The organism is Agreia sp. PsM10 (assembly GCF_030433855.1).
Lineage (GTDB): Bacteria > Actinomycetota > Actinomycetes > Actinomycetales > Microbacteriaceae > Agreia.
The window spans coordinates 129,780-153,133 of record NZ_JARUXC010000007.1; the positions used below are offsets into that span (position 1 = coordinate 129,780).

Annotated in this window: 23 protein-coding genes and 2 pseudogenes; 13 read left to right on the forward strand and 12 right to left on the reverse strand. The window is 63.7% G+C overall.

Translation table 11 applies throughout. The annotated features are described in order from the left end of the window. Window positions 1–4 precede the first annotated feature (4 nt). Window positions 5–832 carry a helix-turn-helix transcriptional regulator gene (locus QCD70_RS11040; protein WP_301216128.1) on the reverse strand — a complete coding sequence of 276 codons (828 nt, stop codon included), beginning with the start codon at window positions 830–832 and terminating at the stop codon, window positions 5–7. 98 nt (window positions 833–930) lie between these two features. On the opposite strand from QCD70_RS11040, the gene QCD70_RS11045 reads away from it, so the two are divergent. The 5 genes from QCD70_RS11045 to QCD70_RS11065 all read left to right on the forward strand — a co-directional run bounded on the left by QCD70_RS11045 (window position 931) and on the right by QCD70_RS11065 (window position 6,367). Further along, window positions 931–1,680, forward strand: coding sequence for an SDR family oxidoreductase (locus tag QCD70_RS11045; protein ID WP_301216130.1), 750 nt, complete (start codon window positions 931–933; stop codon window positions 1,678–1,680). A gap of 34 nt (window positions 1,681–1,714) precedes the next feature. After that, window positions 1,715–2,581: an LLM class F420-dependent oxidoreductase gene (locus QCD70_RS11050; protein WP_301216132.1), complete on the forward strand. Its 867-nt coding sequence runs from the start codon at window positions 1,715–1,717 to the stop codon at window positions 2,579–2,581. 134 nt (window positions 2,582–2,715) lie between these two features. Continuing rightward, window positions 2,716–3,465, forward strand: a complete 750-nt coding sequence (locus QCD70_RS11055) for an SDR family oxidoreductase (RefSeq protein WP_301216134.1) — start codon at window positions 2,716–2,718, stop codon at window positions 3,463–3,465. 72 nt (window positions 3,466–3,537) lie between these two features. Beyond that, window positions 3,538–4,395 (forward strand): helix-turn-helix transcriptional regulator, encoded by an 858-nt coding sequence (locus QCD70_RS11060; RefSeq protein WP_301216136.1) that lies wholly within the window; start codon window positions 3,538–3,540, stop codon window positions 4,393–4,395. Window positions 4,396–4,465: 70 nt separating this feature from the next. Continuing rightward, window positions 4,466–6,367 (forward strand): ABC transporter ATP-binding protein, encoded by a 1,902-nt coding sequence (locus QCD70_RS11065; protein ID WP_301216138.1) that lies wholly within the window; start codon window positions 4,466–4,468, stop codon window positions 6,365–6,367. Between the two features lie 43 nt (window positions 6,368–6,410). On the opposite strand, the gene QCD70_RS11070 is transcribed toward QCD70_RS11065, so the two are convergent. After that, window positions 6,411–7,565: a Fic family protein gene (locus QCD70_RS11070; RefSeq protein ID WP_301216139.1), complete on the reverse strand. Its 1,155-nt coding sequence runs from the start codon at window positions 7,563–7,565 to the stop codon at window positions 6,411–6,413. Window positions 7,566–7,818: 253 nt separating this feature from the next. Here QCD70_RS11070 and QCD70_RS11075 point away from each other — a divergent pair, with 253 nt between their 5' ends. Next, the gene (locus QCD70_RS11075; RefSeq protein WP_301216141.1) at window positions 7,819–9,492 is read left to right on the forward strand and encodes a hypothetical protein; all 1,674 of its coding nucleotides are present in this window, start codon (window positions 7,819–7,821) and stop codon (window positions 9,490–9,492) included. Between the two features lie 275 nt (window positions 9,493–9,767). Here the strand turns inward: QCD70_RS11075 and QCD70_RS11080 are convergent, their stop codons facing one another. Together QCD70_RS11080 and QCD70_RS11085 are read right to left on the reverse strand one after the other, a co-directional pair. Continuing rightward, window positions 9,768–10,625, reverse strand: coding sequence for a 3-hydroxyacyl-CoA dehydrogenase (locus QCD70_RS11080; protein WP_301216143.1), 858 nt, complete (start codon window positions 10,623–10,625; stop codon window positions 9,768–9,770). A gap of 13 nt (window positions 10,626–10,638) precedes the next feature. Next, window positions 10,639–11,268, reverse strand: coding sequence for a TetR/AcrR family transcriptional regulator (locus QCD70_RS11085; protein ID WP_301216145.1), 630 nt, complete (start codon window positions 11,266–11,268; stop codon window positions 10,639–10,641). Between the two features lie 70 nt (window positions 11,269–11,338). Between QCD70_RS11085 and QCD70_RS11090 the strand changes: the two genes are divergently transcribed. Then, window positions 11,339–13,723, forward strand: coding sequence for an alpha/beta fold hydrolase (locus QCD70_RS11090; RefSeq protein WP_301216147.1), 2,385 nt, complete (start codon window positions 11,339–11,341; stop codon window positions 13,721–13,723). Window positions 13,724–13,786: 63 nt separating this feature from the next. On the opposite strand, the gene QCD70_RS11095 is transcribed toward QCD70_RS11090, so the two are convergent. The 6 genes from QCD70_RS11095 to QCD70_RS11120 form a co-directional block, all read right to left on the reverse strand. Continuing rightward, entirely contained in the window at window positions 13,787–13,981 is a 195-nt protein-coding gene (locus QCD70_RS11095) for a hypothetical protein (RefSeq protein ID WP_301216149.1), read from the reverse strand. Window positions 13,982–14,012: 31 nt separating this feature from the next. Next, window positions 14,013–14,345, reverse strand: coding sequence for a DUF2277 domain-containing protein (locus QCD70_RS11100; protein WP_301216151.1), 333 nt, complete (start codon window positions 14,343–14,345; stop codon window positions 14,013–14,015). A gap of 68 nt (window positions 14,346–14,413) precedes the next feature. Beyond that, window positions 14,414–14,812: a DUF2256 and DUF3253 domain-containing protein gene (locus QCD70_RS11105; protein WP_301216153.1), complete on the reverse strand. Its 399-nt coding sequence runs from the start codon at window positions 14,810–14,812 to the stop codon at window positions 14,414–14,416. 63 nt (window positions 14,813–14,875) lie between these two features. Further along, entirely contained in the window at window positions 14,876–15,364 is a 489-nt protein-coding gene (locus QCD70_RS11110) for an SRPBCC domain-containing protein (protein ID WP_301216154.1), read from the reverse strand. 384 nt (window positions 15,365–15,748) lie between these two features. Next, window positions 15,749–16,048, reverse strand: a complete 300-nt coding sequence (locus tag QCD70_RS11115) for a putative quinol monooxygenase (protein ID WP_301216155.1) — start codon at window positions 16,046–16,048, stop codon at window positions 15,749–15,751. Window positions 16,049–16,103: 55 nt separating this feature from the next. Further along, window positions 16,104–17,246 carry an FAD-dependent monooxygenase gene (locus QCD70_RS11120; protein ID WP_301216157.1) on the reverse strand — a complete coding sequence of 381 codons (1,143 nt, stop codon included), beginning with the start codon at window positions 17,244–17,246 and terminating at the stop codon, window positions 16,104–16,106. Between the two features lie 87 nt (window positions 17,247–17,333). Here QCD70_RS11120 and QCD70_RS11125 point away from each other — a divergent pair, with 87 nt between their 5' ends. The 6 genes and pseudogenes from QCD70_RS11125 to QCD70_RS11145 all read left to right on the forward strand — a co-directional run bounded on the left by QCD70_RS11125 (window position 17,334) and on the right by QCD70_RS11145 (window position 21,325). After that, a complete protein-coding gene (locus QCD70_RS11125; RefSeq protein ID WP_301216159.1) occupies window positions 17,334–17,966 on the forward strand; it encodes a TetR/AcrR family transcriptional regulator in 633 nt (210 codons plus the stop codon). Window positions 17,967–18,326: 360 nt separating this feature from the next. Beyond that, window positions 18,327–18,923, forward strand: a complete 597-nt coding sequence (locus QCD70_RS11130) for a recombinase family protein (RefSeq protein WP_301216160.1) — start codon at window positions 18,327–18,329, stop codon at window positions 18,921–18,923. Between the two features lie 7 nt (window positions 18,924–18,930). After that, window positions 18,931–19,629 (forward strand): annotated as a pseudogene (locus QCD70_RS19235) (DDE-type integrase/transposase/recombinase); the annotation flags it as partial. A 287-nt stretch (window positions 19,630–19,916) separates the two neighbouring features. After that, entirely contained in the window at window positions 19,917–20,315 is a 399-nt protein-coding gene (locus tag QCD70_RS19240) for a Mu transposase C-terminal domain-containing protein (RefSeq protein ID WP_367316716.1), read from the forward strand. Next, window positions 20,315–21,089 (forward strand): annotated as a pseudogene (locus tag QCD70_RS11140) (AAA family ATPase). Before QCD70_RS19240 ends, QCD70_RS11140 begins: the two are co-directional and overlap by 1 nt. Beyond that, a complete protein-coding gene (locus QCD70_RS11145) occupies window positions 21,089–21,325 on the forward strand; it encodes a DUF1801 domain-containing protein (protein WP_301216162.1) in 237 nt (78 codons plus the stop codon). Before QCD70_RS11140 ends, QCD70_RS11145 begins: the two are co-directional and overlap by 1 nt. Before the next feature lie 64 nt (window positions 21,326–21,389). Here the strand turns inward: QCD70_RS11145 and QCD70_RS11150 are convergent, their stop codons facing one another. Next, window positions 21,390–22,265: an ATP-binding cassette domain-containing protein gene (locus tag QCD70_RS11150; RefSeq protein ID WP_301216164.1), complete on the reverse strand. Its 876-nt coding sequence runs from the start codon at window positions 22,263–22,265 to the stop codon at window positions 21,390–21,392. Continuing rightward, on the reverse strand, window positions 22,262–23,305 hold the full coding sequence (locus QCD70_RS11155; protein WP_301216166.1) for an ABC transporter permease: 1,044 nt from the start codon (window positions 23,303–23,305) through the stop codon (window positions 22,262–22,264). The genes QCD70_RS11150 and QCD70_RS11155 overlap by 4 nt, the downstream gene beginning before the upstream one ends. Between the last annotated feature and the right edge of the window lie 49 nt (window positions 23,306–23,354).

Genomic DNA, 23,354 nt, shown 5'->3' on the forward strand with positions numbered 1-23,354 from the left:
TGGCCTAGCCCAGGGTGCCCAGCTGTAAGAGACGCAGTTTCTCCGACGCGTTCGAGCCTGCTCGGGGCGTCATCACAAGGAGAGCCTGGGCACGGTTCTCGAGGTAGAGGGGCTGGCAGTCGAATTCGATCTCGCCCAGCTCCGGATGAATCACGGTTTTCTCGTCGCCCAGACGCTCGGCGACGATGTGTTCAGCCCACAGCGACGCGAACTCCGGACTGCGACGCAGAAGCTCATCGACCATGGTGGTTGCGGTCGGGTCTTCTCCCCCCGCAGACAGAGCTGCGCGCAGGCCCGCGACATTCAACCGGCTGTGAATCGCGTGTTCCCGGATCGGCGACAGGGCCCTGGCGGAATCGTCTGTGAACCAGCGGTAGTACGAGCTGCGAGCCAGGCCCGTGTAGCTGGTCTCGTCTCCGAACAGCGCCGTCGCGAGCGCATTCTGCGCGAGGGTGAAGGCGATGTCGGTCACGATCATCGCCGGCGTATCATCGAGCCGATCGAGCACGCGCAGGAGGGCGGGTTCGATCTGTTGCGACCGGTCTCGCGGTGGTGCCGCGTGATGACCGGCAAGGCGGAAGAGGTGAGCGTGCTCCTCGGCAGTGAGGCGGAGTGCGCGCGCAACCGCGATGAGGATCTGCTCGCTCGGCTGGACTGCGCGCTGCTGCTCGAGGCGGGCGTAGTAGTCGGTCGACATTCCTGCGAGCCAGGCGACCTCTTCTCGGCGCAGTCCCGGCGCTCGACGACGCTGTCCGACACTGATTCCGACGTCGGCCGGCTGTATCGACTCGCGGCGCGTCCGCAAGAAGTCGGCGAGCTCGGCGCGGTCCATGTGATCCAGTATGACGCGCACGTCTGGAAGCTAGGAATGCCAGTCCGTGGATAAGCGCACTCTGCCGCACTCTCTCGCACCCGAGCACACTCAATCTCATGAAGACAACAGGAAACACCATATTCATCCCCGGCGCGACCTCGGGCATCGGCCTCGGCCTCGCCCTCAGGTTCCAGGCCCTCGGCAACACCGTCATCATCGGCGGACGCCGCGCGGAGCTGCTCGACAGCCTCGTGGCTGAGCACCCCGGACTGGACTCGGTCCAGATCGACATCACTGATCCCTCCTCCATCGCAGCGGCGTTCGAAACGGTCACCGAGCGTCACCCCGACCTCAATGTGCTGATCCCGATGGCCGGCATCCAGCAGCCGGAGAACCTGCACGACGCATCCTTCCTTTCGACGTCCGAGCTCACGATCGAGACGAACCTGCTCGGACCGATCCGACTGTTCGCGGCATTCCTTCCGTTCCTGCAGCAGGCCACCGACCCGGTCGTGGTCACGGTGTCATCGGGCCTCGCGTTCGTGCCCCTGCCGTTCACCCCGACCTACAGTGCTTCCAAAGCCGCCGTCCACTCCTTCACGGAAAGCATGAGGGTGCAGCTCGCCGACACGTCGGTGCAGGTCATCGAGCTCGTCCCGCCGGCCGTTCAGACGGAACTCATGCCGGGTCAGTCGGAGTCGCCGATCGCGATGCCGCTCGAGGCATTCCTCGACGAGGTGATGGAGCTCATCACCAGCCAGCCGGATGCGCACGAAATCACCGTGCAGAACGTCGCCTTCCTGCGTCAGGCCACCGCGAACGGAAGCTACCCGCAGGTTCTCGAGATGTTGAGCGGCGCGCTCTGAGCCGCGCTCAGACGTATTAGGCAGGAGCCACACCATGGACCTCGGATTTCACCTCGCCAACTTCACCCAGCAGGACACCCCGCCCGCCCAGCTCGCGCAGACCATCGCGCGGCTCGCCCAGACGGCCGAACAGGGGGGAGCTCAACGCATCAGTGTGATGGACCACGTCTGGCAGGTCAGCATGTACGGGCCCGTCGAGAACGCGATGCTCGAGGCCTACACGCTGCTGGGGTTTCTGGCCGGCCGAACCGAGTCCGTTCTCCTGCACACCCTGGTGACCGGCGTGACCTACCGGTCACCGGGCCTGCTGGCCAAGCAGGTGGCCACGCTCGACACCCTGAGCAATGGAAGAGCGGGTCTGGGCATCGGGGCAGCCTGGAATGAAGACGAAGCATCAGGACTCGGCCTTCATCTGCCGCCCCTCAAGGAACGTTTCGAGAGGCTCGAAGAGACAGTGCAGATCTGCCTGCAGATGTGGGGCGAGGTTGATGGGCCGTACGACGGGCAGCACTACCAACTGACCCGAACGCTGAGCGCGCCCGCGCCCCTGTCCCGTCCGCGGCCGTACCTCCTCATCGGCGGCGGCGGCGAACGCAAGACTCTGCGGCTCGTCGCCCAGTATGCAGACGCGTGCAACCTCAGGGTCGCCGACGACACGCTCCACAAACTCGAGGTGCTGCAACGGCACTGCGATGACGTGGGCCGCGATTTCGCCACCGTGCAGAAGACAACGACCGCGAGCATCACCCCTACGACCACTCGCGATGAGCTGCTCGGCACGATGGAGAAGGCGAACGAGCTCGGCTTCTCGGTGCTCTATCTCGCCGCAGCGACCCCGCGGCCGTTCGAGGCGCTCGACCTGCTCGCGTCTGTATCGGACGATGCTGCGGCACTGAGCTGACGGCTGCGACCAACCGGTCCATGGATTCCTTGTCCGTGGATAAACCTTCTCTCCCTGCCCCTCACCACCCCACATAGCGTGACTGACGAGGCTTCCGTCGAGCCCGTCACACTGAAACAAATGGAGCTCACACCATGCATCTCACAGGCAACACGATTCTCATCACGGGCGGAACGTCCGGTATCGGCCTCGGCCTCGCTCTGCGCCTGCAGGCCGGCGGCAACAAGGTCATCATTGCCGGGCGACGCAGAGCGCTTATCGAGACGATCACGACCGAGCACCCGGGAATCGACGGCATCGAGCTCGACGTTGCCGATCCGGAGTCCATTGCTCACGCCCGCGCCCAGCTTGAGAAGAGTCACCCGCACCTGAATGTGCTCGTGAACAACGCCGGCATCATGCTGAAGGAGGATCTACTCGACCCGGCCGACGTCGGCATCGCAGAGCAGCACATCGCCATCAACCTGCTCGGCACCATCCGGTTGACGTACGCCCTCCTGCCGTTACTGGCAGGCAAAGCCGATGCCGCCATCGTCAACGTCACGTCATCGCTGGCTTTCGTTCCCTACCCGGTAACGCCCACCTACAACGCCACCAAGGCCGCGTTGCATTCGTTCACCGAGAGCCTTCGCGTCCAACTCTCGAGCGCAGCCACGGGCATCCAGGTCATCGAGATCGTTCCTCCGGGCGTTCGCACCGACCTTCTCGATCAGCGGGACAACGAACACGCCCTGCCCCTGGAGGACTTCCTCACCGAACTCCTGGGCCTGCTGCGCGACAACCCCGAGGCACGGGAACTCGTCGTCGACGCCGCCATGCCCATTCGTCATGCCCTCGCGAACGGTTCCTACGACAAACTCCTGGACACATTCAGCAGCATCTGAACAGTCACCCCTCGCGTAGGGGTGCATCGCTGGTCTCTGGATAGCCGTCGCGCAAGCGGCGAGGATGGATCCATGAACAAAGAGGAACTCGCCTCCTTTCTGCGCGCGCGACGTGAGCTCCTGAGCCCACGAGACGTAGGTATGGTCGAAGGTCCGAGAAGACGGGCGCCCGGACTCCGGCGAGAAGAAGTCGCCCAACTCGCCGGAATGTCTACCGACTACTACGCGAAGCTCGAGCAGCAGCGCGCACCGCGCCCGTCGACGCAGATCACGGCCGCGCTCGCGCGCGCGCTCAGGCTGACTCTCGACGAACGCGATCACCTGTTCGTTCTCACGGGCCACAACGCGCCGACACGCTTCGAGCGCAGCGATCATGTCAGCCCCGCGCTGCTCGGAGTGCTGGACAGCCTTGTCGACACCCCCTGCCTGGTACAGACCGATCTGCTCGAAACCCTGGCGATGAACCCCCTCGCAGCCGCCCTCCTCGGAGACCAGACCCGCTTCGCCGGCCTGCACAGCAGCGGCTACCTTCGATGGTTTCTCGACCCGGAGGAGCGATCGATCTACCCTGCGGATACCCACGAACAACACGGCCGATCCCATGCCGCTCGACTGCGGGCCGCTATGGCGGCGGGAAGCGACACCGCGCGGGCCCAGCGCATCTATTCGGAGCTGCATAAGCACAGCACCGAATTCGTGCGTATGTGGGACCTCCACGAGGTTGCTCACCGATACGACGACTGCAAGACAATCCTTCATCCAGCACTCGGGCCGATCGAGGTGGACGGTCAGGTGCTCTTCACCGAGAATCACTCCCAGAGTCTCGTCGTTCTGACCACGCGTCCAGGATCGGCGAGTCGCGGCAAGATCGACCTGCTCAAGGTTCTCGGACGGCAGACATCGTCTTTCGACGCGACCCCCGCTGTGTAGGTCAAGCGGCGGACATCCGGAGCGGGACCGGTCACGTAGGTTGGGCATGGTCCCCTCGGAAGGAATCGCCATGAGCATGGAAAGCGCCGCCTGGAGCTCGCTGTACAAGATCTCGAGCGCCAAAGGCGGCAAGAACGGCTTCTCCCGTGAATCCGTGCGGCGCATCCTGGCGTTCGCGGTGCCCTACCGGGCCAAGCTGGTGATCTTCATCGCGCTCTCCGTCGTGGGGGCTTTCCTCGCGGTCGCGACTCCGGTACTCGCCGGCCAGGTGGTCAACGTCATCGTGGCGCGGGGCGCGGTGAACACGATCGTGTGGCTCGCCATCGTCATCGCCCTCGTGGCCGTGGCCGATGCCGCCGTGTCACTCGTGACGCGCTGGTTCTCGGCGCGCATCGGCGAGGGCGTGATCCTGGATCTGCGCACCGCCGTCTTCAACCACGTGCAGAAGATGCCGATCGCCTTCTTCACCCGCACACGAACCGGCGCCCTCGTGAGCCGCCTGAACAACGATGTGATCGGCGCTCAGCAGGCCTTCAGCGGCACACTGTCCGGCGTCGTCACGAACCTCGTGGCGCTGATCCTCACCCTGATCGTCATGCTCAGCACCTCGTGGCTCGTGACGCTTCTCGCCGTGATCATGCTGCCCGTCTTCCTGATCCCCGCGCGCCGCATGGGCAGCCGCCTCGCCGCGTTGCGCCGCGAGGCAGCCGACCACAACTCCGCCATGAGCACGCAGATGACCGAGCGCTTCTCAGCCCCCGGCGCCACCCTCGTCAAGCTGTTCGGGAGGCCCGATGAGGAGGCCGAGGAGTTCCGCGTGCGCGCCGCCCGTGTGCGCGACATCGGAGTGCGCTCGACGACGCTGCAGTTCATCTTCGTCACCGCACTGACGCTCGTCTCCGCTCTCGCCCTTGCGCTCGTCTACGGGCTCGGCGGTTTCCTGGCACTCGCCGGCCAGCTCGACACCGGCGACGTGGTCACGCTGGCGCTCCTCCTCACCCGCCTCTACGTTCCGCTGACCGGCCTCGCGAGCGCCCGGGTCGAGATCATGAGCGCGGTGGTCAGCTTCGAGCGCGTCTTCGAGGTGCTCGATCTCGAACCGCTCATCCAGGAGAAGCCCGGCGCGGCATCCGTGCCCGACGGCCCGGTATCGGTCGAGTTCGACGACGTGCGCTTCGCCTACCCGAGCGCCGACAAGGTGTCGCTCGCCTCCCTGGAGGAGGTCTCGACGCTGGACACCCGCGGCGGCGAAGAGGTGCTGCACGGCATCTCGTTCCGCATCGAGCCGGGGCAGACCGTCGCCCTCGTCGGCACGTCCGGCGCCGGCAAGTCCACGATCGCGCAGCTGCTCTCGCGCCTCTACGACGTCGACAGCGGCGCCGTGCGCCTCGCAGGGCTGGATGTGCGCGACGTCACCTTCGCCTCCCTGCGGCACACCCTCGGCATGGTGACGCAAGACGGCCACCTGTTCCACGAGACCATCCTGTCCAATCTCCGTCTCGCGAGGCCGGATGCATCCACCGACGACGTGTGGGACGCCGTGCGTCGCGCACGGCTCGAGCCGCTCATCCGGTCGCTGCCCGACCAGCTCGACACCATGGTGGGAGAGCGCGGCTACCGCCTCTCAGGCGGGGAGCGCCAGCGGATGACCATCGCGAGGCTCCTGCTCGCCCAGCCGCGCGTCGTCATCCTCGACGAGGCGACGGCGGCGCTGGACTCGACGTCGGAGGCCGCCGTGCAGGCGGCGCTCAGCGAGGCGCTCGAGGGACGCACGGCGATGGTGATCGCTCACCGACTCTCGACTATTCGCAGCGCGGACATGATCCTCGTGGTCGAAGACGGCTCGATCGTGGAGCGCGGCACGCATGACGAACTGCTCGCTGCGGGAGGGCGGTACGAGGAGCTGCACCGCACCCAGTTCGCGGTGCAGAAGAACGTTGCGGCAGATCACGAAGCGGTGAGCGGGGCCTAGTCGCTGAGCTCAGCGATCCTGCCTGGATCGATGCGCCCTCCCGCTAAATCGGGTCCTCGGTGAGAATCCTCGGCAGCAGCCCAGAGACATCGAGGCGATTGACCATGTGAACCGTCAATTCGTTGGGGGCGAAGATGAGTTGGTATGAACGCGCTCCCGGAGCAACCGCCCTCAGCAGATTCCGATCCGTCAGTCGCCGAATTGCTTGGCTGCGGGTGGATGGCGAACCTGGCAGAGCCTTGTCGAGATCGCCAGCCTTGACGATCGTCTTGCGCGCCGCGACGCCCAAAGCGGCAGCTTCCCCCGATGTCAGACCTCCAGCAGAACGCAATCGTTCAATGGCGGGGATGAGCAATTCGTTCGTGACAAAGTTCTGATCTGTCAGACGACCTAGTTTCTTCAGATCTGTATTAAGCCCCGAGAGCACGTAGGTGCACCAGGCCACAATCCCCTCGTCAGACAGAGAGTCCGCAGCCTCTAGATTGTCGTAATATCCCTGCCGATCCGAACCGAATACCGCCGTGGGATTCACGGCACGATAGTCCGATGCCGACGTATATCCCTGCTTGACGAGCATTGCGTATGTGAGTAGCCGAGCAGTTCGCCCATTGCCATTGCCGAATGGGTGAATCCATAGAAAGCGGTGGTGGGCAATGGCGGTCTGCAGCAACTGCATTTGAGGCTCAACCTCTTCACCTATGAAGTCGATGAGCGTGGACATGTGGTCTGGCACATCAGCTGGCCACGGCGGCCGATGGTTTGACCGCCCGATCGACACCTCTCCCAGCCGATACGCGCCCGGAGTTCGATCTCCCTCACGACTCAGATCTGAAACCACGATCCGATGGAGCTCTCGGATGAACATGTGGTTGATCGGCGATGTCGCTGCCGTTTGCTCAATAAAATCGACCGCTCGCTGGATGTTGAGGATCTCCTCCACCCCGTCATTTCGCATGCTTGATCGAGAAGAATCCCGGAGGCCCGCCGCGCCAGTGACCGCGTCGAGTATCGAAGTCCTGTTTCCTTCGATTCGCGCGGACATAATGCTTGTCAAAAGTTGAAAAAGATCCTTGAGCTGGAGGAAGACCTCGCTCGGTGTGGTTCCTCGGTTGAGATTGGTGCGTTCGCGCTCAAGTTCTATCACGGCACGAGTCAAATCGCTGTCGAACGAGAATTGGGGATATTTAATTTCGTTCATGAAAGCATTTTATTGCTATCTATTTTGATATTGCATTTATTGCATTACTTGCTTTTATTTGACTGCTATAGGTCGTGGAATTTGAATATCGAATTCAAATCAGGTAATCCAATTATTTAAATTATTTCTTATATCCAATTTATTTACGATTCACCCGCAAATAGAAACATCGGGATCGTGAGCGTCATCGACAGAACCATGTGGTTAGCCAATATTGCCAGTGACGTGTCGGCGGCTCAGTCGATAATTAACCATGACTTCCACATTCGAACCGTCAAGCATCATCTTGCAGGTTGTGCAGAATGGCGACGCCCCTCTTGAACTTCAGTCGGTCGGGGCCGCATATTGGAGCATCCGGAATGTCGACATTGAGACAGGTGAACCCGTCTGGGCTCACCGAACGAGCGACATCGGATTCAAAGTCTGGTCAGGAACAGCGCATTACGCGGCGGCGGCAGCTGTCTCTGCCACAGCTCCGTCCTTCGAATGCTCGACTTGCGGAGAACCGCTTACTCTTGCATCGCGACGGGCGCTGACCGATGCTATCCGCGGCAAGGACGTTGAATGCCGTTCGTGCAATCCGTCGGTGAATGAGCGCGCGGCAAAGATCCTCGACCCAAAGGCCATTGATGAACGATCGCGACGGGCGTCCGCTACAAAGGCAGCTCAGCTGGCAGCGGTCGCATTGCGCGAACTAGACGACGACCGACGGAGCGCACTCGCTAAGCGGTACCCAGTCGAAGACACCAGCGGTGAATACCTCCTCGATCGCGCCTCGTTCTTGGCCAGGATCGGGGCGCTCACAGTTATCCACGCGACCGGAGACCACGGCGGACTTGTCTATCCGGTGGAGACTCACACTGACGAGATAGGGCCAAACTACTCACTTAGTCATGAGCTGTTCAAAGCCGCCTGGTGGGAAGACCTCCTTCAAATTCATCCGTCCTCACCACTTGACGCGTTCGTTTGGAATGGATCGAGTCTCGGAGACAGCATCTATGCGAACCGAGTTCGATTCTTCTTTCCAGGTGTTGGGACTCTGGAAAAGCGACGTGAAGATTTCGCACGGGATCTCCGGCTCCGTCTTTCTCTCCCGACGATGTGGTCAACAGAACGCGCGGAGCTTTCTGCACTCGCAGGGCGAATTATTGCCGACGAATCAGGCCGTTACTTCGTTCACATGCTGCGCGAGCACAACCTGCCCGATCTGACCGAAACCCACGAAGAGGCGCTTCGAACGACAACTACACGAGGAGCACGTAGTTTCGCAATCGGACATCTGTACCGGATGGCATGGTCGTCTGCTCGTGATGCGTCCAGCGCACACCAGCGCCACTCCGGTATGTCAAAAGAGAACGCGATCACTTACGGCCTCAAGCAACTCGAGCGGTGGGTGCAGCGGGCAATCGATAATCCGAGCATTCTCAATGAGCCGTTCAACGAAGACAAGAAGACTCTGCCGCTTTCCGCTGTTACTGGGGTGGTCTTCCGTACGATCATGGGCCTCGACCCGATGACCGCCAGCTCGGCCGACATCGCAGACGCGCTCCGCGGATCGCCGGATTCGGAACTACTGCGGCAGTGCGACCAGAGCATCCCCGATCGTCATGAACTAATTGAGTGGATTCGCACCTCGAACAAGTGGGACGCCGTGAACTTTCGCCGCACGGTCGCACAACTCGAGGATTGGGAGCCCGAACTCTGCGCACCGCACTGCGCACACGACGGCGCTGGCCGGGTAGCAAAAGAAAGCGGCCGACTGTTTGACCGGGTTATCGCACGAGTCGGAGACAGGGACGCCGTCATTCTGACGTCCGAAGCGACGGCTATAGCCAACGCGCTCCGGGAGGGAGTCAGAACGGGCGATGCGTTGCTTGGCGAGATCGTTCGGCTGCTTGACGATCCATCCCACGCGTCCTTCACGTGATCTACGACTCGCAACGAAGTCGTCACTTTCACGGCCAGATCGGCGGCGGCATCCGGAACCCGCGTTGCGGCAACCACCGTCGTCAACGAGGGGGCGACCAGTCGTGTTGACGGATGCTCTCGCGGCGACTCGGCTCGGCCCCTCGTCAGCGCACCCCGCGGCCGCTTCCCCTCTTGCCACCAGTGCCGTGATGCGCTGCCGCTCACCGCGGCCATAGGACTCCTCGGTTAGCGCTACAGAGATTGCGTTACTTGGGCAGCAGTCCGAGCTGCCGCCTAGTACCGGTAGAACCCCTCGCCCGTCGCGACGCCCAGCTTGCCCTGGTCGATGAAGTTCGTCTTGAGGTACGCGGCCCAGGCCTGCGATCCCGGCTCCGGGTTCGCCGACGCGATGTTGTAGGCGGTCGTGAGTCCGACGACGTCGTAGATCTGGAACGGTCCGACGGGCGCTCCCGTGCCGATGCGCCAGGTCTTGTCGACGGTCTCCGGGTCGGCGATGCCCTGAAGAACAAGGCCGGCCGCGGCATTGAGCAGAGGCACCAGAAGGGAGTTGAGAACGTAGCCCGCCTTCTCCTTCTTCAGCTCGATGGGCACGAGTCCGCTGCGTTCGGCGAAGTCGACCACCGAGCGGTAGACATCCGGGTCGGTGTCGGTCGTGCCCATGATCTCAGCCGTGTTCTGGCGCCAGACCTGGTTCGCGTAGTGCAGCGCGAGAAAGCGGTCGGCGCGCCCGGTGAAGTCCTTCAGGTCGCTGGGCAGCAGCGTCGACGAGTTGGTGGCGAAGATCGTCTTCTGCGGAGCCGCCTCGGCGAGCCGCTGGTAGAGGTCGCGCTTGATGTCGATGCTCTCCGGCGCCGCCTCGATCACCAGGTCGGCATCGGCCACGGCCTGCGCGAGATCGCTCGAATACCGGATGCCGGCAGCCGCCGCCTCGGTCGACTCGGGCGTGGCCCCGGCCACTTTGTCGGCCACATACACCGGCGCCAGTTGGGCGATGCGCGTGCGGGCGTGCTCGAGCGCGTCGTCGGTGACGTCGTAGGCCGTCACAGAGAATCCGTGGAAGGCGGCCTGGTACGCAATCTGCGAACCGAGTACTCCGGTGCCGATGACGGTGACGTTCTGGATGGTGGACATGGTGGTGCTCCTTTTACTTAGAGGTTGAGATGACGCCGTAGATGCTCTGCACCCACACGGCGACGAGAACGTCGAGTTCGGCGCCGGCCGTGACGGCCGGATGCTCGCCCGTGGCCGCGGCGAGCAGCACGCGCTCGTTCATAAGATTCAGCGATGCCGCGAGATCACGAGCCTGGATGCCGTCGGGCGCGGCCCCGCGGGCCCGTTCCGCCTCGATGACCTCGGCCGTGTAATCGACCCAGCTCAGCATCGAGCGCGACCAGAGGTCATGCACCTCGGCGTTGCGCGAGCGCACCGACATGGCGGCCGTCGCGACAGCGCGGTGCTCGGAGAAGACCTCGATGAATACCGCGATCGAGCGGCGCCATGCCGAGGCGGGGTCGGCCTCGAACTCGCGCGGCAGTGCTCCGACGCGCTCCTCCACCTGACGGATCACGCGGTCGAGCAAAGCGAGCAGCACCGCCTCTTTCGAGGCGAAGTAGAAGTAGAAGGTCGGGCGAGAGATGCCGGCGCCCTTCGCCAGCTCATCGATCGAGAGGCTGTCGAAGTCGCGCGACTGGAGCAGCGCCTCGGTGGTGACGAGGATCGCCTCCTGGCGATCATCTCCGGAGGGGCGGGAAGCGCGCCGTGATCGTTCTGCCATGCCTCCACGCTAGCACTTCACTCGACACGGTGTTGAGTAATTCGACAGTCCGTCGAGTAGAGTGGTCGACATGGTGGTTCACGTAGACGTGGTGGTCGTCGGGGCAGGCCTCAGCGGCATCGGCGCCGCGAGCATCCTCAAGCGCGACCGCCCCGACAAGTCGTTCCTGATCCTCGAATCCCGCGATTCAGTGGGCGGCACGTGGGACCTGTTCCGCTACCCGGGCGTGCGCTCCGATTCCGACATGTCGACGCTCGGCTACTCGTTCCGCCCGTGGCGGGGCTCGAAAGCGCTGGCCGACGGCGACGCCATCCGCGAGTACATCACATCGACCGTCGCCGACGAGGGGCTGGAGCCCGCGATCCGTCTCAACCACCGTGTCGTCTCGGCATCCTGGTCGAGCGCCGACTCGCTCTGGACGCTCACCGCGGTGCGCACGCCCAGGCGCGGCGGGGAATTCACCGAGAACGATGCACAGGGCGAGACCGTCACCATCACGTGCTCGTTCCTGCAGATCTGTTCCGGCTACTACCGCTACGACCAGGGCTACACGCCGGAGATCCCCGGGCTCGAGTCGTTCGGGGGCCGCGTGGTTCACCCGCAGAGCTGGCCCGCCGACCTCGACTACGCGGGCAGCCGCGTGGTCGTGATCGGCAGCGGGGCAACCGCGGTCACCCTCGTGCCGTCGATGGCCGAACGCGCCGAGCACGTCACGATGCTGCAGCGCTCCCCCACATACATCGCCTCGGTCTCGTCGGTGGACCGTCTCGCCGACAGACTGAGGGGCCGAATGCCCGAGCGCCTCGCCTACGCGCTGGTGCGGGCGAAGAACATCGGCTTCTCGCAGCTCACCTACCAGTTCGCGCGCCGGCGACCCGAGGCGATGAAGGGCATCCTGCACAAGGCGGCCGCGCAACGACTGCCGACAGACTTCGCGATCGACCCGAACCTCACTCCCACCTACGAGCCCTGGGATCAGCGCCTCTGCGCCATCCCCGACGGCGACCTCTTCTCGGCGATCCGCCGTGGCAAGGCCGACATCGTGACCGGGCAGATCGACCGCGTCACTCCCGGCGGCATCGATCTGGCGGATGGCGGGCACCTCGACGCCGACGTCATCGTGACCGCCACCGGCCTCAGCCTGCTCTACCTCGGGGGGATGCGATTGGTCGTCGACGGGCGCGACGTCGACGTCTCGAAGACACTGGCATACAAGGGCATGATGCTGGCCGGCGTTCCCAATCTGTCGATGACGATCGGCTACACCAACGCCTCCTGGACGCTGAAGGCAGACCTCGTGGCCCGCTACGTCGCCCGACTGCTGAAGTTCATGGATCGCCATGGGTACTCGAGCGTCACGCCCCGGGCCGATTCCGCCGTGGTCAAAGGCCAGCTCACCCCGCTGATCGATCTCGCGGCAGGGTACGTGCGCCGCAGCATCCGGTCGTTGCCCAAACAGGGAGAACGCACGCCGTGGCGCCTGCACCAGAACTACGTGCGCGACTTCGTGCTGCTGCGAACCGGAAGGGTCACGGACTCCGTGCGCTTCGGGTTCGCCGGCGAGCGCACGCCGCCCGGCCTGGAGCGGCAGGGCGACAGCGACCGGCGGGTGCTGCTCGATCGGCCGGGCATGGCCACCGTCGAGGTCGACGGCCGACGCATCCGGTACCGGGTGACAGGGGACGGCCCTGCAGTACTTCTGCTGCACGGCATCGGCCAGAGCCTCGACGACTGGAACGAGCAGCACGAGCTGCTCTCCGCGCGGCACACCGTGTACAGCCTCGATCTGCCCGGGTTCGCCTACTCGGAGCGGCTGCCCGGCAGGGCCACGCTGAAGCGGCTTGCCGCGGTGCTTCCCACGTTCCTCGACTCGGTCGGGGTGACCCACGCCATCCCCGTCGTGGGCAACTCGCTCGGAGGAGCGGTGGCCATGCAGTTCGCCGCAGAGCACCCCGACCGCGTCTCGGCGCTGGTGCTGGTCGACAGCGCGGGCTTCGGATCGGAGGTGACCCTCGCCCTGCGCCTGCTCACGGTGCCCCTGCTCGGCGAAGTGCTCACGCGACCCCGCCTCGGCACGGCCAGGGCCGCTGTGCGTGCGGTGTTCACCGACGAGAAGTACGCGACGGAGGCGCGCATCGCGCGCTCGTACAGGCTGTCGCAACGTCAGGGGCACTCCCGCACAACGCTCGACATCGCCCGCGATCTCGGCACCCTTCGGGGACTCAAGACCGCGTGGCGGCAGGCCCTGCTGTCGCGGATCGCGGCGAAGGACCGACCCGTGCTGCTCGTGTGGGGCGCGCGCGACCGCATCCTGCCCTTCTCTCACCTCGCCGCAGCGCGCGCCGCACTGCCTCAGGCGCAGGTCACCGTCTTCGCCGACGCCGGGCACATGCCGCAGATCGAGAACGTGGAGGAGTTCGCGTCGACCATCGAGCGATTCCTCGACGCGGTTTGAGGGCACCGCCTGGCGAGCTGGATCCAGCCCGCGGTCACGAGTCGTTCGGAGTAGCGAGTCGGGTCACCGCCGACGAGAACGCCGAACCATGAGGACCACCATCGAGACCGCGGCCACCAGAAGGATCAGCCCGATGGGCAGCATATGCAGCGTCATCGTCAGAGCAGGCACGATGACGGTGAAGTACACGCCCAGTCCGGCGAGAACGACGAGGGCCGCGACCTCAAGCGGTGCGGTCTGTGTCTTCAGATGAATCACCGTCCTTTGTCACTGCCGACGATCGACGTGCCTACGACGCTACCAACTGCTCCGCGCTCAGCGTCCCCTCAGCACTCGCCGTTCGGATGCGCACCTCTCGCTCCATACGCTTCTCGTGCCGCTCCCGGCCCTTGACCGCTTCGAGCTCGCGGCTCTTGGGCGGGGCGTTCGTCACCAGGCCGTCGAGCAGTCGCCGCGTCGCCTCCGCGATCTCCTCGATGGCCTGCTCGAACGCCTCGGTGTTGGCGCGAGAGGGATGCGTGGATCCGCTGACCTTGCGCACGAACTGCAGCGCTGCCTCGTGCACCTCATCGTCGGTGGTCGGCGGCTCGAAATTGTGGAGTACTCGGATGTTCCTGCACATGCGAGCGAGATTACTCCTCGTCGCGAGCGACTTCGAGGGGTTCTTACGGCAACCGGCGCGGCGATCGATTACCTGCGCACGCCTGCTCGGATGGTGAACGGCCCGCGCACCGAGCCCGGGTCGACGGCACGACCGTTCTGAACGATGTCGACCTCACCGCGGTGCGCGAGCCGACGTGCCGCACGACGGGCGGGTTCGTAGAGCGGCTGCCAGTCATCGGGCGCCGCGGTTCGTGCCACGAGCTCCGGGGTGACGGGCGCATCCTGACCCTCCGATACGAGCCTCACGACGGTGGCTTCGAGCCGCCTGTCGGCCTCGGTCACGCCGCGACGTCGACAGCTGTCGGAGCAGTACTTCACGTCGGCCCAGTTCTGGGCCCACTTCGCCCTCCATCGCATCGGCCGACCGCAGGATGCGCACACCTTCTCCTGCGGCTCGTTCTGCGGGGCGGACTGACGGTGTGGCACGCGTCCATTGTGCCAACGTCACCTGGATCTCAGGAGCTCACCGCGTACAGCGACCGTTCCTCGTCACTCGAGCTGACCACGGTCGACCGCCGTCAGCGCCTTGAAGGTGTCGTGCAGCTTCCAGAACTGCGAGGTGGGCAGCGGATCACCCTCGACGGCCGCTTCGAGGAATGTCAGGTGAGTCATCCACCCCGACTCGTACGGCCCCGCGAGGTCGCCCAGTTGCTGGTGGACGAGTGCCAGACGCGTGCCGTAGCCCTCCCTGTCGAGGGTGATGGAGACCCGTGAAGGCGCCTCGTTCGGAAACTCCCACGTCATCACCAAGAGGCGCGGTGCAGCGGCATCGAGAATGTCGCTTCGAGAGAGAGCACCCTCGCCGTGGTCGACCACAAGACGGCCGCCCGCCCTGATATCGCATTCGACCGCGGAACCCAGCCAATGAGAGAGCATCGTCGGGTCAGCCCACGCTGACCACACGTTCTCCGGTGGCACCGCCACCGACCATGCGAGCGAGACCATGCCGCCAGAGCACGAGGCGGAGGAGAGGGGCATCGGCGCATCCGTTCTCTGGGTGATGGCTACGGCCTACGCTACCGGCCGGGCCTGTGACTTTCGGCGTTATATGGCGACGTTCTGCGATCGCTATTTGGCGCATCGACCTGGTTTCTCGGCTTGCTCAGGACGGGTAGTCAGCGTCTTGCATCCCTAGGAACACGAGGCGTCTCGACGCGGTCGATTTTCGTCAGCCTCGAATGGCGAAATTCGAGGCCTCGGCGATTCTCGAAATTACGTGTTGCAACCATCTGTGAATTTAACCGCTCTCTGGAGGTGCCCTGCGATCGCTCAGCGCGGGCCCGACTGGCAATCAAACTCATCTTCATCGCGACTGCTGGCGCGATGTGCAACGTTTAGTGATTGCGTGTCGGGCCCGAGTGGTTAAAGGTGTGAGTAGACGGCTCGGACCTTAATGTGCTGGAAGTCTGCGATAAGGGCACCGATCTGAGCGTGGATGTCGTCCCACTCCGAGTCGGCGTCCTGCTCAGCGAGTTTTTCGTCGCTGATGAACCATTCCATGGCCCACATGGTGTCGGGGTCGTCTTCGTCGCGGGCGATGATGCACTTATCGACAGCGGGGGAGCGTTCGCTCATCTGAGCGCAGAGGGCGAAGAGCTCTTCTCCTTTGCCGGGTTTTGCGGTGAACCGCAGGACTTTTCCGGGCTGGGTGGGGTCGATCATGATTGTTCTCCGTTCAAGAGGGTTGATGTTGTATCGGTCATGGAGGGGTTTAGGCTTACTTGCCGGTGAGCATGTCGTTTCGGGCTCGGATGGCTTCTTCCGTTTCGGGGAAGAAGGTGGTTAGACCGAAATTCACGGCCATGGCTTGGATCTGCTCGACGATGGGCCGGAGAGTCTTTTCGTATTCGGCGAAGGCTGCGTCGATGTCGCCATTGGCGGTCTCAAATGCGTCGTAGAGGGCCGTGGCACCGATGATTGCAAGGGAACCGCCCATGCCCGCGGCGGGGGAGGCGCAGTAGCCGGCGTCGCCCACGAGTGCCACACGCCCGTCGGACCAGTGCGGCATCTTGGTTTGGCTGAGCTCGTCGAAGTAGAAGTTATCCGCGCTGAGCCCTTTTTCGAGGAAGGCAAGGAACTGAGGGCCCGCGCCGGCGAACGATCCCCGCACGATGTCCTTTTGCTGCTGTTGGTCGCGGTAGTCGTAAGCGATCTTTTCATCGGAGTGGAACAGGAAGCTGATGTCGGTCTTGTCCTCGTAGGAATTCAGCATCAACGTCCTGCCGGGGATGCTGAGAATGCGTGTGGTGTCCTCCGGGATGAGTGTCTCGGCAACGATTGCGACCGTGAAGTAGTTGTGGAGGAAGTGACTGAAGTCCGCCTCATTCCCGAAGCGGAGCTTTCGGACGTTGGAATGGTTGCCATCGCAACCGAAGACGACGTCGAAGTCACTCTCCGGACCCTGACGGAAAGACGCTCGAACGCCACCGGGGATGTCGGTGAGCTCGGTGATGGAGTCGTTGAAACGCATCTCGACCTTGCCTTCAACCGCTCCAAAGAGGATGTCGAGAAGGGCGTCGCGTGGAATTTCATACTCGTCGACGGGATCGCCCGCCTCTGCGGGTTCTGGTTCTAGGCGAACGTCGGTTCCGCCGTCGATGTTCGTGAACTCCGTCGCGCGCGGCGGGAGGCTCTTCTCACGGATGGCGTCGAGAATTCCCATCCGTTCGGCGATGCCGACTGTCTCGTCCTTGATGTCCACGGGAGTGCCACCCCGCTTCAAGCCGACGCCTCTTTCCACGATGGTGACCTGGTAGCCGAGCCTGTGCATCCAAAACGCTGTCGTCAGACCTGCGAATCCGGCGCCCGAGACGAGTGCCTTGGGGGCGCCCCACGTTGCGTCGTCGTGTGTCGTTGTCATCTGTGTAGTGCCTCCATTAGTTCAAATAACTATTTTGTAGCGACTCTAACATTAGACCATTTCCACCAATTCCGATACTCTGGCTTTATGAGTGATCAGCTGGGACTTCGTGAGCGGAAGAAGATGCAACAGCGGGAGCTGATCGCTGACGCCGCGGCTGCGCTCTTCGCTGAGCGCGGCTTTGACGCAGTGTCGATGGCGGAGGTCGCGCGGGCCGCAGACGTATCGGACCAGACCGTCTACAACTACTTCCCGACTAAACCCGACCTAGTACTGGACCGCGCCGACGAGTACCGAACGCTCTACTCCCGGGTCGTCCGCGACCGGCCACGCGCTCAGAGCCCTGCCGACGCACTGCAACCCATCCTGATGAACTCGATCGATTTTTACCTCGAGGAGGAACCCGGTCTCGCAGGGGGTGAGTTTCCCGCCCTGTGCCTACAGAGCGACACACTGCGGCGTTTCGCGCTCGAGCTGCGGCAGGAGCAAGGACAGCACCTCGCGGCCGCCCTCCTCGAGACCGACCCGGCGATTCACCCCATCGTCGCCCGAGCGCACGCAGCCGCACTCATCTCCGTCATTCAGAGCATCACCGATGCAACGGGCCGTGCGGTCATCAATGCCAGTGCTCCGCGAGAGGCAGCTGCGCAGATGAGAGACGACGCAGCAGCAGCCCTAGCCCACCTGGACCAGGTGTACCGCACCACTCTCGCGGCATAGGCGACGGGGTCTGGGCGTATCCCCGCCAAACTGACTATTTCGAGCACGAAAACGACGCGTCTCTTCCGCGGGAGTAATCGTGGTTATGAAGTGGGATGCCAGAAGCCGACCACCTTGGGCCGCCCGTCCTTCCTCGAGATGCGCACCCAGTTGGTTTCGGCCTAGCGCTGGGGGCCGACCCCTCGTGGACCGGATTACCGATGCCTCAGCAAAATAAAGCTTTCCGAGACATGCCGTTAGGGCAAAAACGACGAACCTAACCGCGCGTCGTTTCGCGGAAGGCGATGTCTTAGAAAGACGTCTTACAGCAAATCGTCTCAGCGTTGTGATGGATCGGGGTTTCTGGGTCAGAATGGCCGAATGAGACTTCTTGGGTACACGCGGGTGAGTACGTCGAGCCAGGACGCCCAGCTGCAGCTCGATGCTCTCGTCGCGGCTGGCGTTCAAAAGCGAGATGTGTTCGCGGACGTCACCTCCGGGAGTAAGACCGCGATCGAGCGTCGAGGGATGAAGAAGCTTCTGGAGCACGCGGAGTCCGGCGACACGGTTGTGGTGTGGCGAGTCGATCGCCTCGGCCGCTCCCTGATCGACGTTCTGAATACCGTGAACTTGCTACGCGGCCGCGGTATCCACGTGCGCTCAATATCTGATGGCATCGATCCGGCGACGTCGACGGGCCGGTTGATGCTCAATATGCTGGCCACGCTCGCCGAGTACGAACGCGAGCTCATTGTCGAGCGAGTGAATGCCGGCATTGCTGCGGCCAGGCAGAGCGGGACCCGCTTCGGCCGGCCCCTATCTGACCCAGCAGTCATTGCCGACAAGCTCGCGATCGCCGCCGACGCTCGAGCAAAGGGCCGCACGGCCGAAGACGCCGCCCGGCTTGTCGGCTGGAGTCGAGCCACTCTCTACCGTCACCAGCACGCCGTGGCCGGCCGCGAGAGCGCCGCCGTGTAGCGATGTCATGAACGGCGATGAGCGATGGCGCATCCTCCGACTTCACGTCGAAGACCAGCTACCCCTCGCTATTCTCGCCCGAGATACGGGCGTTGCCCTTCGAACACTGCAGCGGTGGCACCAGCTGTACCGGGACGGCGGCCGCACCGCTCTCGACTCTCACCCTCGAGCGGACACCGGCACCCGCCGCACTGCCGCCGAGACAGTGACGTTCATTGAACGGCTTGCACTGACCAGGCCTCGCCCTGCCCTTGCGACGCTGCACCGCCTCGCCGTTGATGAAGCAGAACGGTCGGGGCGCTCGGCGCCGAGCTATGCCACTGTTAGGCAGATCGTCCGGGCGCTGGATCCAGCGCTTGTCACCCTCGCTCTGGAGGGACCGACTTCCTATCGCGACAAGCATGAGCTCGTGTTTCGTCGTCGGGCAGAACGTCCGAATCAGACCTGGCAAGCGGACCACACTGAACTCGACGTCCTCATCACCGGTGTCGGCGGAAAACCGGACCGGCCCTGGCTGACGATCGTGATGGACGACTACTCGAGGGCAATATGCGGGTACACCGTGTTCACCGGCGCACCCTCGGCAATCAACACGGCCCTCGCATTGCGCCAGGCGATCTGGCGTAAAACCGACCCGACGTGGGCGATGTGCGGCATCCCTGACATCCTCCACGTCGACCACGGATCCGACTTCACCAGCCACCACCTCGAACGCACCGCCATCGAGCTGCGCATCCGCATCATCCACTCAACAGTCGGGCGACCCCAGGGCCGAGGCAAGATCGAACGCTTCTTCCGAACGATCAACACCGAACTCCTCGCTGCCCTCCCGGGACACATCGAGCCCGGCAGCAGAAAACCTCAGCCCTCCCTAGATCTCCCCGCACTCGACCAAGCCGTCAACGCTTTATCTCGACCTACAACGAACGCACCCATCGTGAGCTTGGTCTCTCGCCTCGAGATGCCTGGGTCGCCGAAGGCTGGCTCCCGCGGATGCCGACCAGTCTCGAAGAACTCGACGGGCTCCTGCTCACCGTCCCCAAAAGCCGCGTGGTGCAACGAGACGGCATCCACTTCCAAGGCCAGCGCTACCTCGCACCGACGCTCGCTCCGTTCGTCGGGCACACCATCACCATCCGCTACGACCCGCGCGACATCTCCGAGATCCGCGTCTACGACCGCAACACCTTCATCTGCGTCGCCGTCGACGAAGCCCACCCCAATCTCCGGATGAGCCTCCGCGACATCGAAACCGCCCGTCGAGCCCGCCGCCGACAACTCCGTCGCACAATCAACGACCGCATCCCAACCGCTGCCACCCCCGAGGAGACGCGCGACGTAGCGCCTGCTCCACGCCGGCGCCGGCTCCGCACCTATGAAGAGGACGAGTGATGAACCAGACCTTCATCGTGACCAAAGAACACCGACGCTTCACCGAATTCGCCAACGCCGTCCGCAAAGAACGAACCATCGGCATCTGCCACGGCGATGCCGGCGTCGGCAAGACCAACTCCGCCCGCCGCTACGCCAACTGGGACACCCTCGAGCCCTACATCAACGAATGGGGACCCCGCGGCGACCACGACGCCAAGCACTACGCCCTCGCCAACCGGTCCCGCACCGTCTTCTACACGCCCGAAGTCCTCTGTCGGCCCAAAGACCTCATGAACGACATCGACCACTGGCAAGCGAAGGTAGGCATCTGCGCCGACGAACACCTCCGCTCCACCGAGACCGCCCTGCGGGTCAGAGCCGGCGGGGTGGCGCATCTTGTCGAGCTACTCATCATCGACGAAGCCGAACGACTCACACCCACAGGGCTCGAGATGCTCCGCGACCGACACGACCGGAATCGACCAGCGGTTCCGCCACTACCCACAGCTCTACAGCCGCCTTGGCTTCTCCCACCACTACCGCACCCTCGGACGCGACGAACTCCTATTCGTCCTCGACCGGCACTGGAAACGCCTCGGCCGCACCCTCGACCCTGACGACTTCACCGACGCCCAGGCCATCGCCGCGATCGAACGCATCACCCGCGGTAACTTCCGCCTCCTCGAACGACTCTTTCCACAAATAGCCCGAGTACTCAAGATCAACGAACTCGAGACCATCACAGACGACGTCATCGAAGCTGCAGCCAGCATCCTCGTCATCGGCAACTAATGCCAGAGAGCGATCACAAAACACCGCCACTTAGTGATCAACTCCACACCTATAGAGACAAGGTCAAGTTCACGTTTCCGGAGGGATCGTCTCTTCCCGATCCCGAGGGGTTGCTCGCCGTGGGCGCGGGCGTGCGGCGGGCGATCGATCTGCACGAGGGCGACACGGTGGATGCGGAGGCGTTCCAGGCCGTGATCCGCGCGGCCGTCCAACTCAACACTGCTCCGAAGGGCTGAGACCCATCGCCCCACCATCGCGGGACAACGTCTCCATCTGACCTGGGGCCCGAGCCCACTACCCCTAGTTCTTCGATGCCTCGCGCCCGACCTCTGCCGCGATGTCGGATTCCGGCCCCATCGAGCGCTCGAGCTCGTGGGCGAGGGAGGCAAGCTCAGCACCACCGGCCATGAGGCTCGTCAACTCGCCGAGGCTGATCTCGCTTTTCTCAAAATTGCCCAGGCTCGTTCCGCGATTCAGCAAAAGGAAGCGGTCACCGACAGGGTATGCATGGTGCGGGTTGTGCGTGATGAACACGACTCCGAGGCCCTGGTCCCGCGATCGGGCGATGTATTTGAGCACGACGCCCGACTGCTTCACGCCCAGGGCCGCGGTCGGCTCGTCGAGGATGAGGACTCGGGCACCGAAATAGACCGCACGGGCGATGGCGACGCACTGCCGCTCGCCACCCGAGAGGGTGCCGATCGGCTGATCGACGTCTCTCAGGTCGATTCCCATGTTGCCGAGCTCTGTCTGCGTGATCCGCTTCATCGCCTTGACGTCGAGGCGTTTCAGCGGGCCCCAGCCCTTGGTGATCTCCGATCCGAGGAAGAAGTTGCGCCAGACGGGCATCAAAGGCACGACGGCGAGATCCTGGTAGACCGTCGCGATACCAGCCTGCAGGGCAGCGCGAGGCGATGAGAAGGTCACCGGGTTTCCGTCGAGGAGCAATTCGCCTTCCGACGGGGTGTGGGCACCGGCGAGCATTTTGATGAACGTCGACTTGCCCGCGCCATTGTCGCCGAGCACACAGGTGACCTGCCCCGCGTTGACCGTCGTCGAGATGCCGGATAGGGCATTGACCGCCCCGTAGCTCTTGCCGATGTTGCGGACCTCTACGATCGTGACCGGCTTAGACGTTTCGTGGGCGCCCGTCATGGCCGCTGTTTCTGTCGTCATCGTCCGCCTCCTGCTCGTGTCCGTACGAAGTTGTTGAGTAGTACAGCGGCGAGAAGCATCGCACCGAGGACCGTGCGGAGCCAGTTCGTGTCCCACTGGGCGAAGGTGATGCCCTGGAAGACCATTCCGTAGATGAGCGCGCCGAGAGCAGCCCCGATCGCCGAGCCGAAGCCACCGGTCATGAGGCATCCGCCGACCACCGCGCAGATGATGTAGATGAACTCCTGGCCGACACCGGTGTTCGCCTGAACCGTCGAGGTGCGGAAGAGCGAGATCATTCCCACGAGCCACGCGGCGCCCGCCGTGCCCATGAAGAGGCCGATCTTGGTCTTGAATACCGGTACGCCGATCTGACGGGAGGCCGTCTGGGCGCCTCCGACGGCGAAGATCCAGTTGCCGGCGCGGGTGCGCAGAAGAATCCAGGTGGCGACGGCCGTCACCATGAACCACCACAGCACGGAGATGTAGAAATTGCCGCCCCCCACCGCGAGCGACGAGCCGAAGAGCGGCTGGATGCTGTCGTACCCGGGCACGTTCGTCATGCCCTGGATGGCGACCTGGCCCGTGATGATCTTGGTCACGGCGAGGTCGATTCCCGCGAGGGCGAAGAACGTGCCCAGCGTCACGATGAAGCTCGGGAGACCGGTCTTCATGACGAGGAAGCCGTTCAAGGCACCGACGCCGAGGCAGGTGACGAGGGAGATGAACACGGCCACCCAGATGCTCAGCCCATAGTGCGTGGTGAGGATGCCGACGATCAAGGCGGAGAAGCCTGTCATGACACCGGCGGAGAGGTCGAACTCGCCACCGATCATCAGCAGCGCCACCGCGACAGCCATGATTCCGAACGTCGATGCTGATTCAAGCCAGACGCCGGCTCCGGCCATGCTGAGGAACTGCGGGGTGTAGAGGGAGAAGAACAGCAGCACTGCGAGGGCGGCGACGAAAGCGCCGACCTCGGGGCGACTGAGGATCTTGCGGATGGGACGTCGTTCGAGGCGAGGCCTCGTTGCGATCGTCACGATGTCAGTGGTCGTCAACGGTGACTCCTAAAGAGAGAAGGGTGGAGGTCGGCGCGCCCCACACGCG

What these genes read in the sequence shown, in the direction of transcription:
- QCD70_RS11040 (WP_301216128.1), bottom strand. Translation starts at nt 832, where the DNA reads ATGGACCGCGCCGAGCTCGCCGACTTCTTGCGGACGCGCCGCGAGTCG.
- QCD70_RS11045 (WP_301216130.1), top strand. Translation starts at nt 931, where the DNA reads ATGAAGACAACAGGAAACACCATATTCATCCCCGGCGCGACCTCGGGC.
- QCD70_RS11050 (WP_301216132.1), top strand. Translation starts at nt 1,715, where the DNA reads ATGGACCTCGGATTTCACCTCGCCAACTTCACCCAGCAGGACACCCCG.
- QCD70_RS11055 (WP_301216134.1), top strand. Translation starts at nt 2,716, where the DNA reads ATGCATCTCACAGGCAACACGATTCTCATCACGGGCGGAACGTCCGGT.
- QCD70_RS11060 (WP_301216136.1), top strand. Translation starts at nt 3,538, where the DNA reads ATGAACAAAGAGGAACTCGCCTCCTTTCTGCGCGCGCGACGTGAGCTC.
- QCD70_RS11065 (WP_301216138.1), top strand. Translation starts at nt 4,466, where the DNA reads ATGAGCATGGAAAGCGCCGCCTGGAGCTCGCTGTACAAGATCTCGAGC.
- QCD70_RS11070 (WP_301216139.1), bottom strand. Translation starts at nt 7,565, where the DNA reads ATGAACGAAATTAAATATCCCCAATTCTCGTTCGACAGCGATTTGACT.
- QCD70_RS11075 (WP_301216141.1), top strand. Translation starts at nt 7,819, where the DNA reads ATGACTTCCACATTCGAACCGTCAAGCATCATCTTGCAGGTTGTGCAG.
- QCD70_RS11080 (WP_301216143.1), bottom strand. Translation starts at nt 10,625, where the DNA reads ATGTCCACCATCCAGAACGTCACCGTCATCGGCACCGGAGTACTCGGT.
- QCD70_RS11085 (WP_301216145.1), bottom strand. Translation starts at nt 11,268, where the DNA reads ATGGCAGAACGATCACGGCGCGCTTCCCGCCCCTCCGGAGATGATCGC.
- QCD70_RS11090 (WP_301216147.1), top strand. Translation starts at nt 11,339, where the DNA reads ATGGTGGTTCACGTAGACGTGGTGGTCGTCGGGGCAGGCCTCAGCGGC.
- QCD70_RS11100 (WP_301216151.1), bottom strand. Translation starts at nt 14,345, where the DNA reads ATGTGCAGGAACATCCGAGTACTCCACAATTTCGAGCCGCCGACCACC.
- QCD70_RS11110 (WP_301216154.1), bottom strand. Translation starts at nt 15,364, where the DNA reads ATGCCCCTCTCCTCCGCCTCGTGCTCTGGCGGCATGGTCTCGCTCGCA.
- QCD70_RS11115 (WP_301216155.1), bottom strand. Translation starts at nt 16,048, where the DNA reads ATGATCGACCCCACCCAGCCCGGAAAAGTCCTGCGGTTCACCGCAAAA.
- QCD70_RS11120 (WP_301216157.1), bottom strand. Translation starts at nt 17,246, where the DNA reads ATGACAACGACACACGACGACGCAACGTGGGGCGCCCCCAAGGCACTC.
- QCD70_RS11125 (WP_301216159.1), top strand. Translation starts at nt 17,334, where the DNA reads ATGAGTGATCAGCTGGGACTTCGTGAGCGGAAGAAGATGCAACAGCGG.
- QCD70_RS11130 (WP_301216160.1), top strand. Translation starts at nt 18,327, where the DNA reads ATGAGACTTCTTGGGTACACGCGGGTGAGTACGTCGAGCCAGGACGCC.
- QCD70_RS19240 (WP_367316716.1), top strand. Translation starts at nt 19,917, where the DNA reads ATGCCGACCAGTCTCGAAGAACTCGACGGGCTCCTGCTCACCGTCCCC.
- QCD70_RS11145 (WP_301216162.1), top strand. Translation starts at nt 21,089, where the DNA reads ATGCCAGAGAGCGATCACAAAACACCGCCACTTAGTGATCAACTCCAC.
- QCD70_RS11150 (WP_301216164.1), bottom strand. Translation starts at nt 22,265, where the DNA reads ATGACGACAGAAACAGCGGCCATGACGGGCGCCCACGAAACGTCTAAG.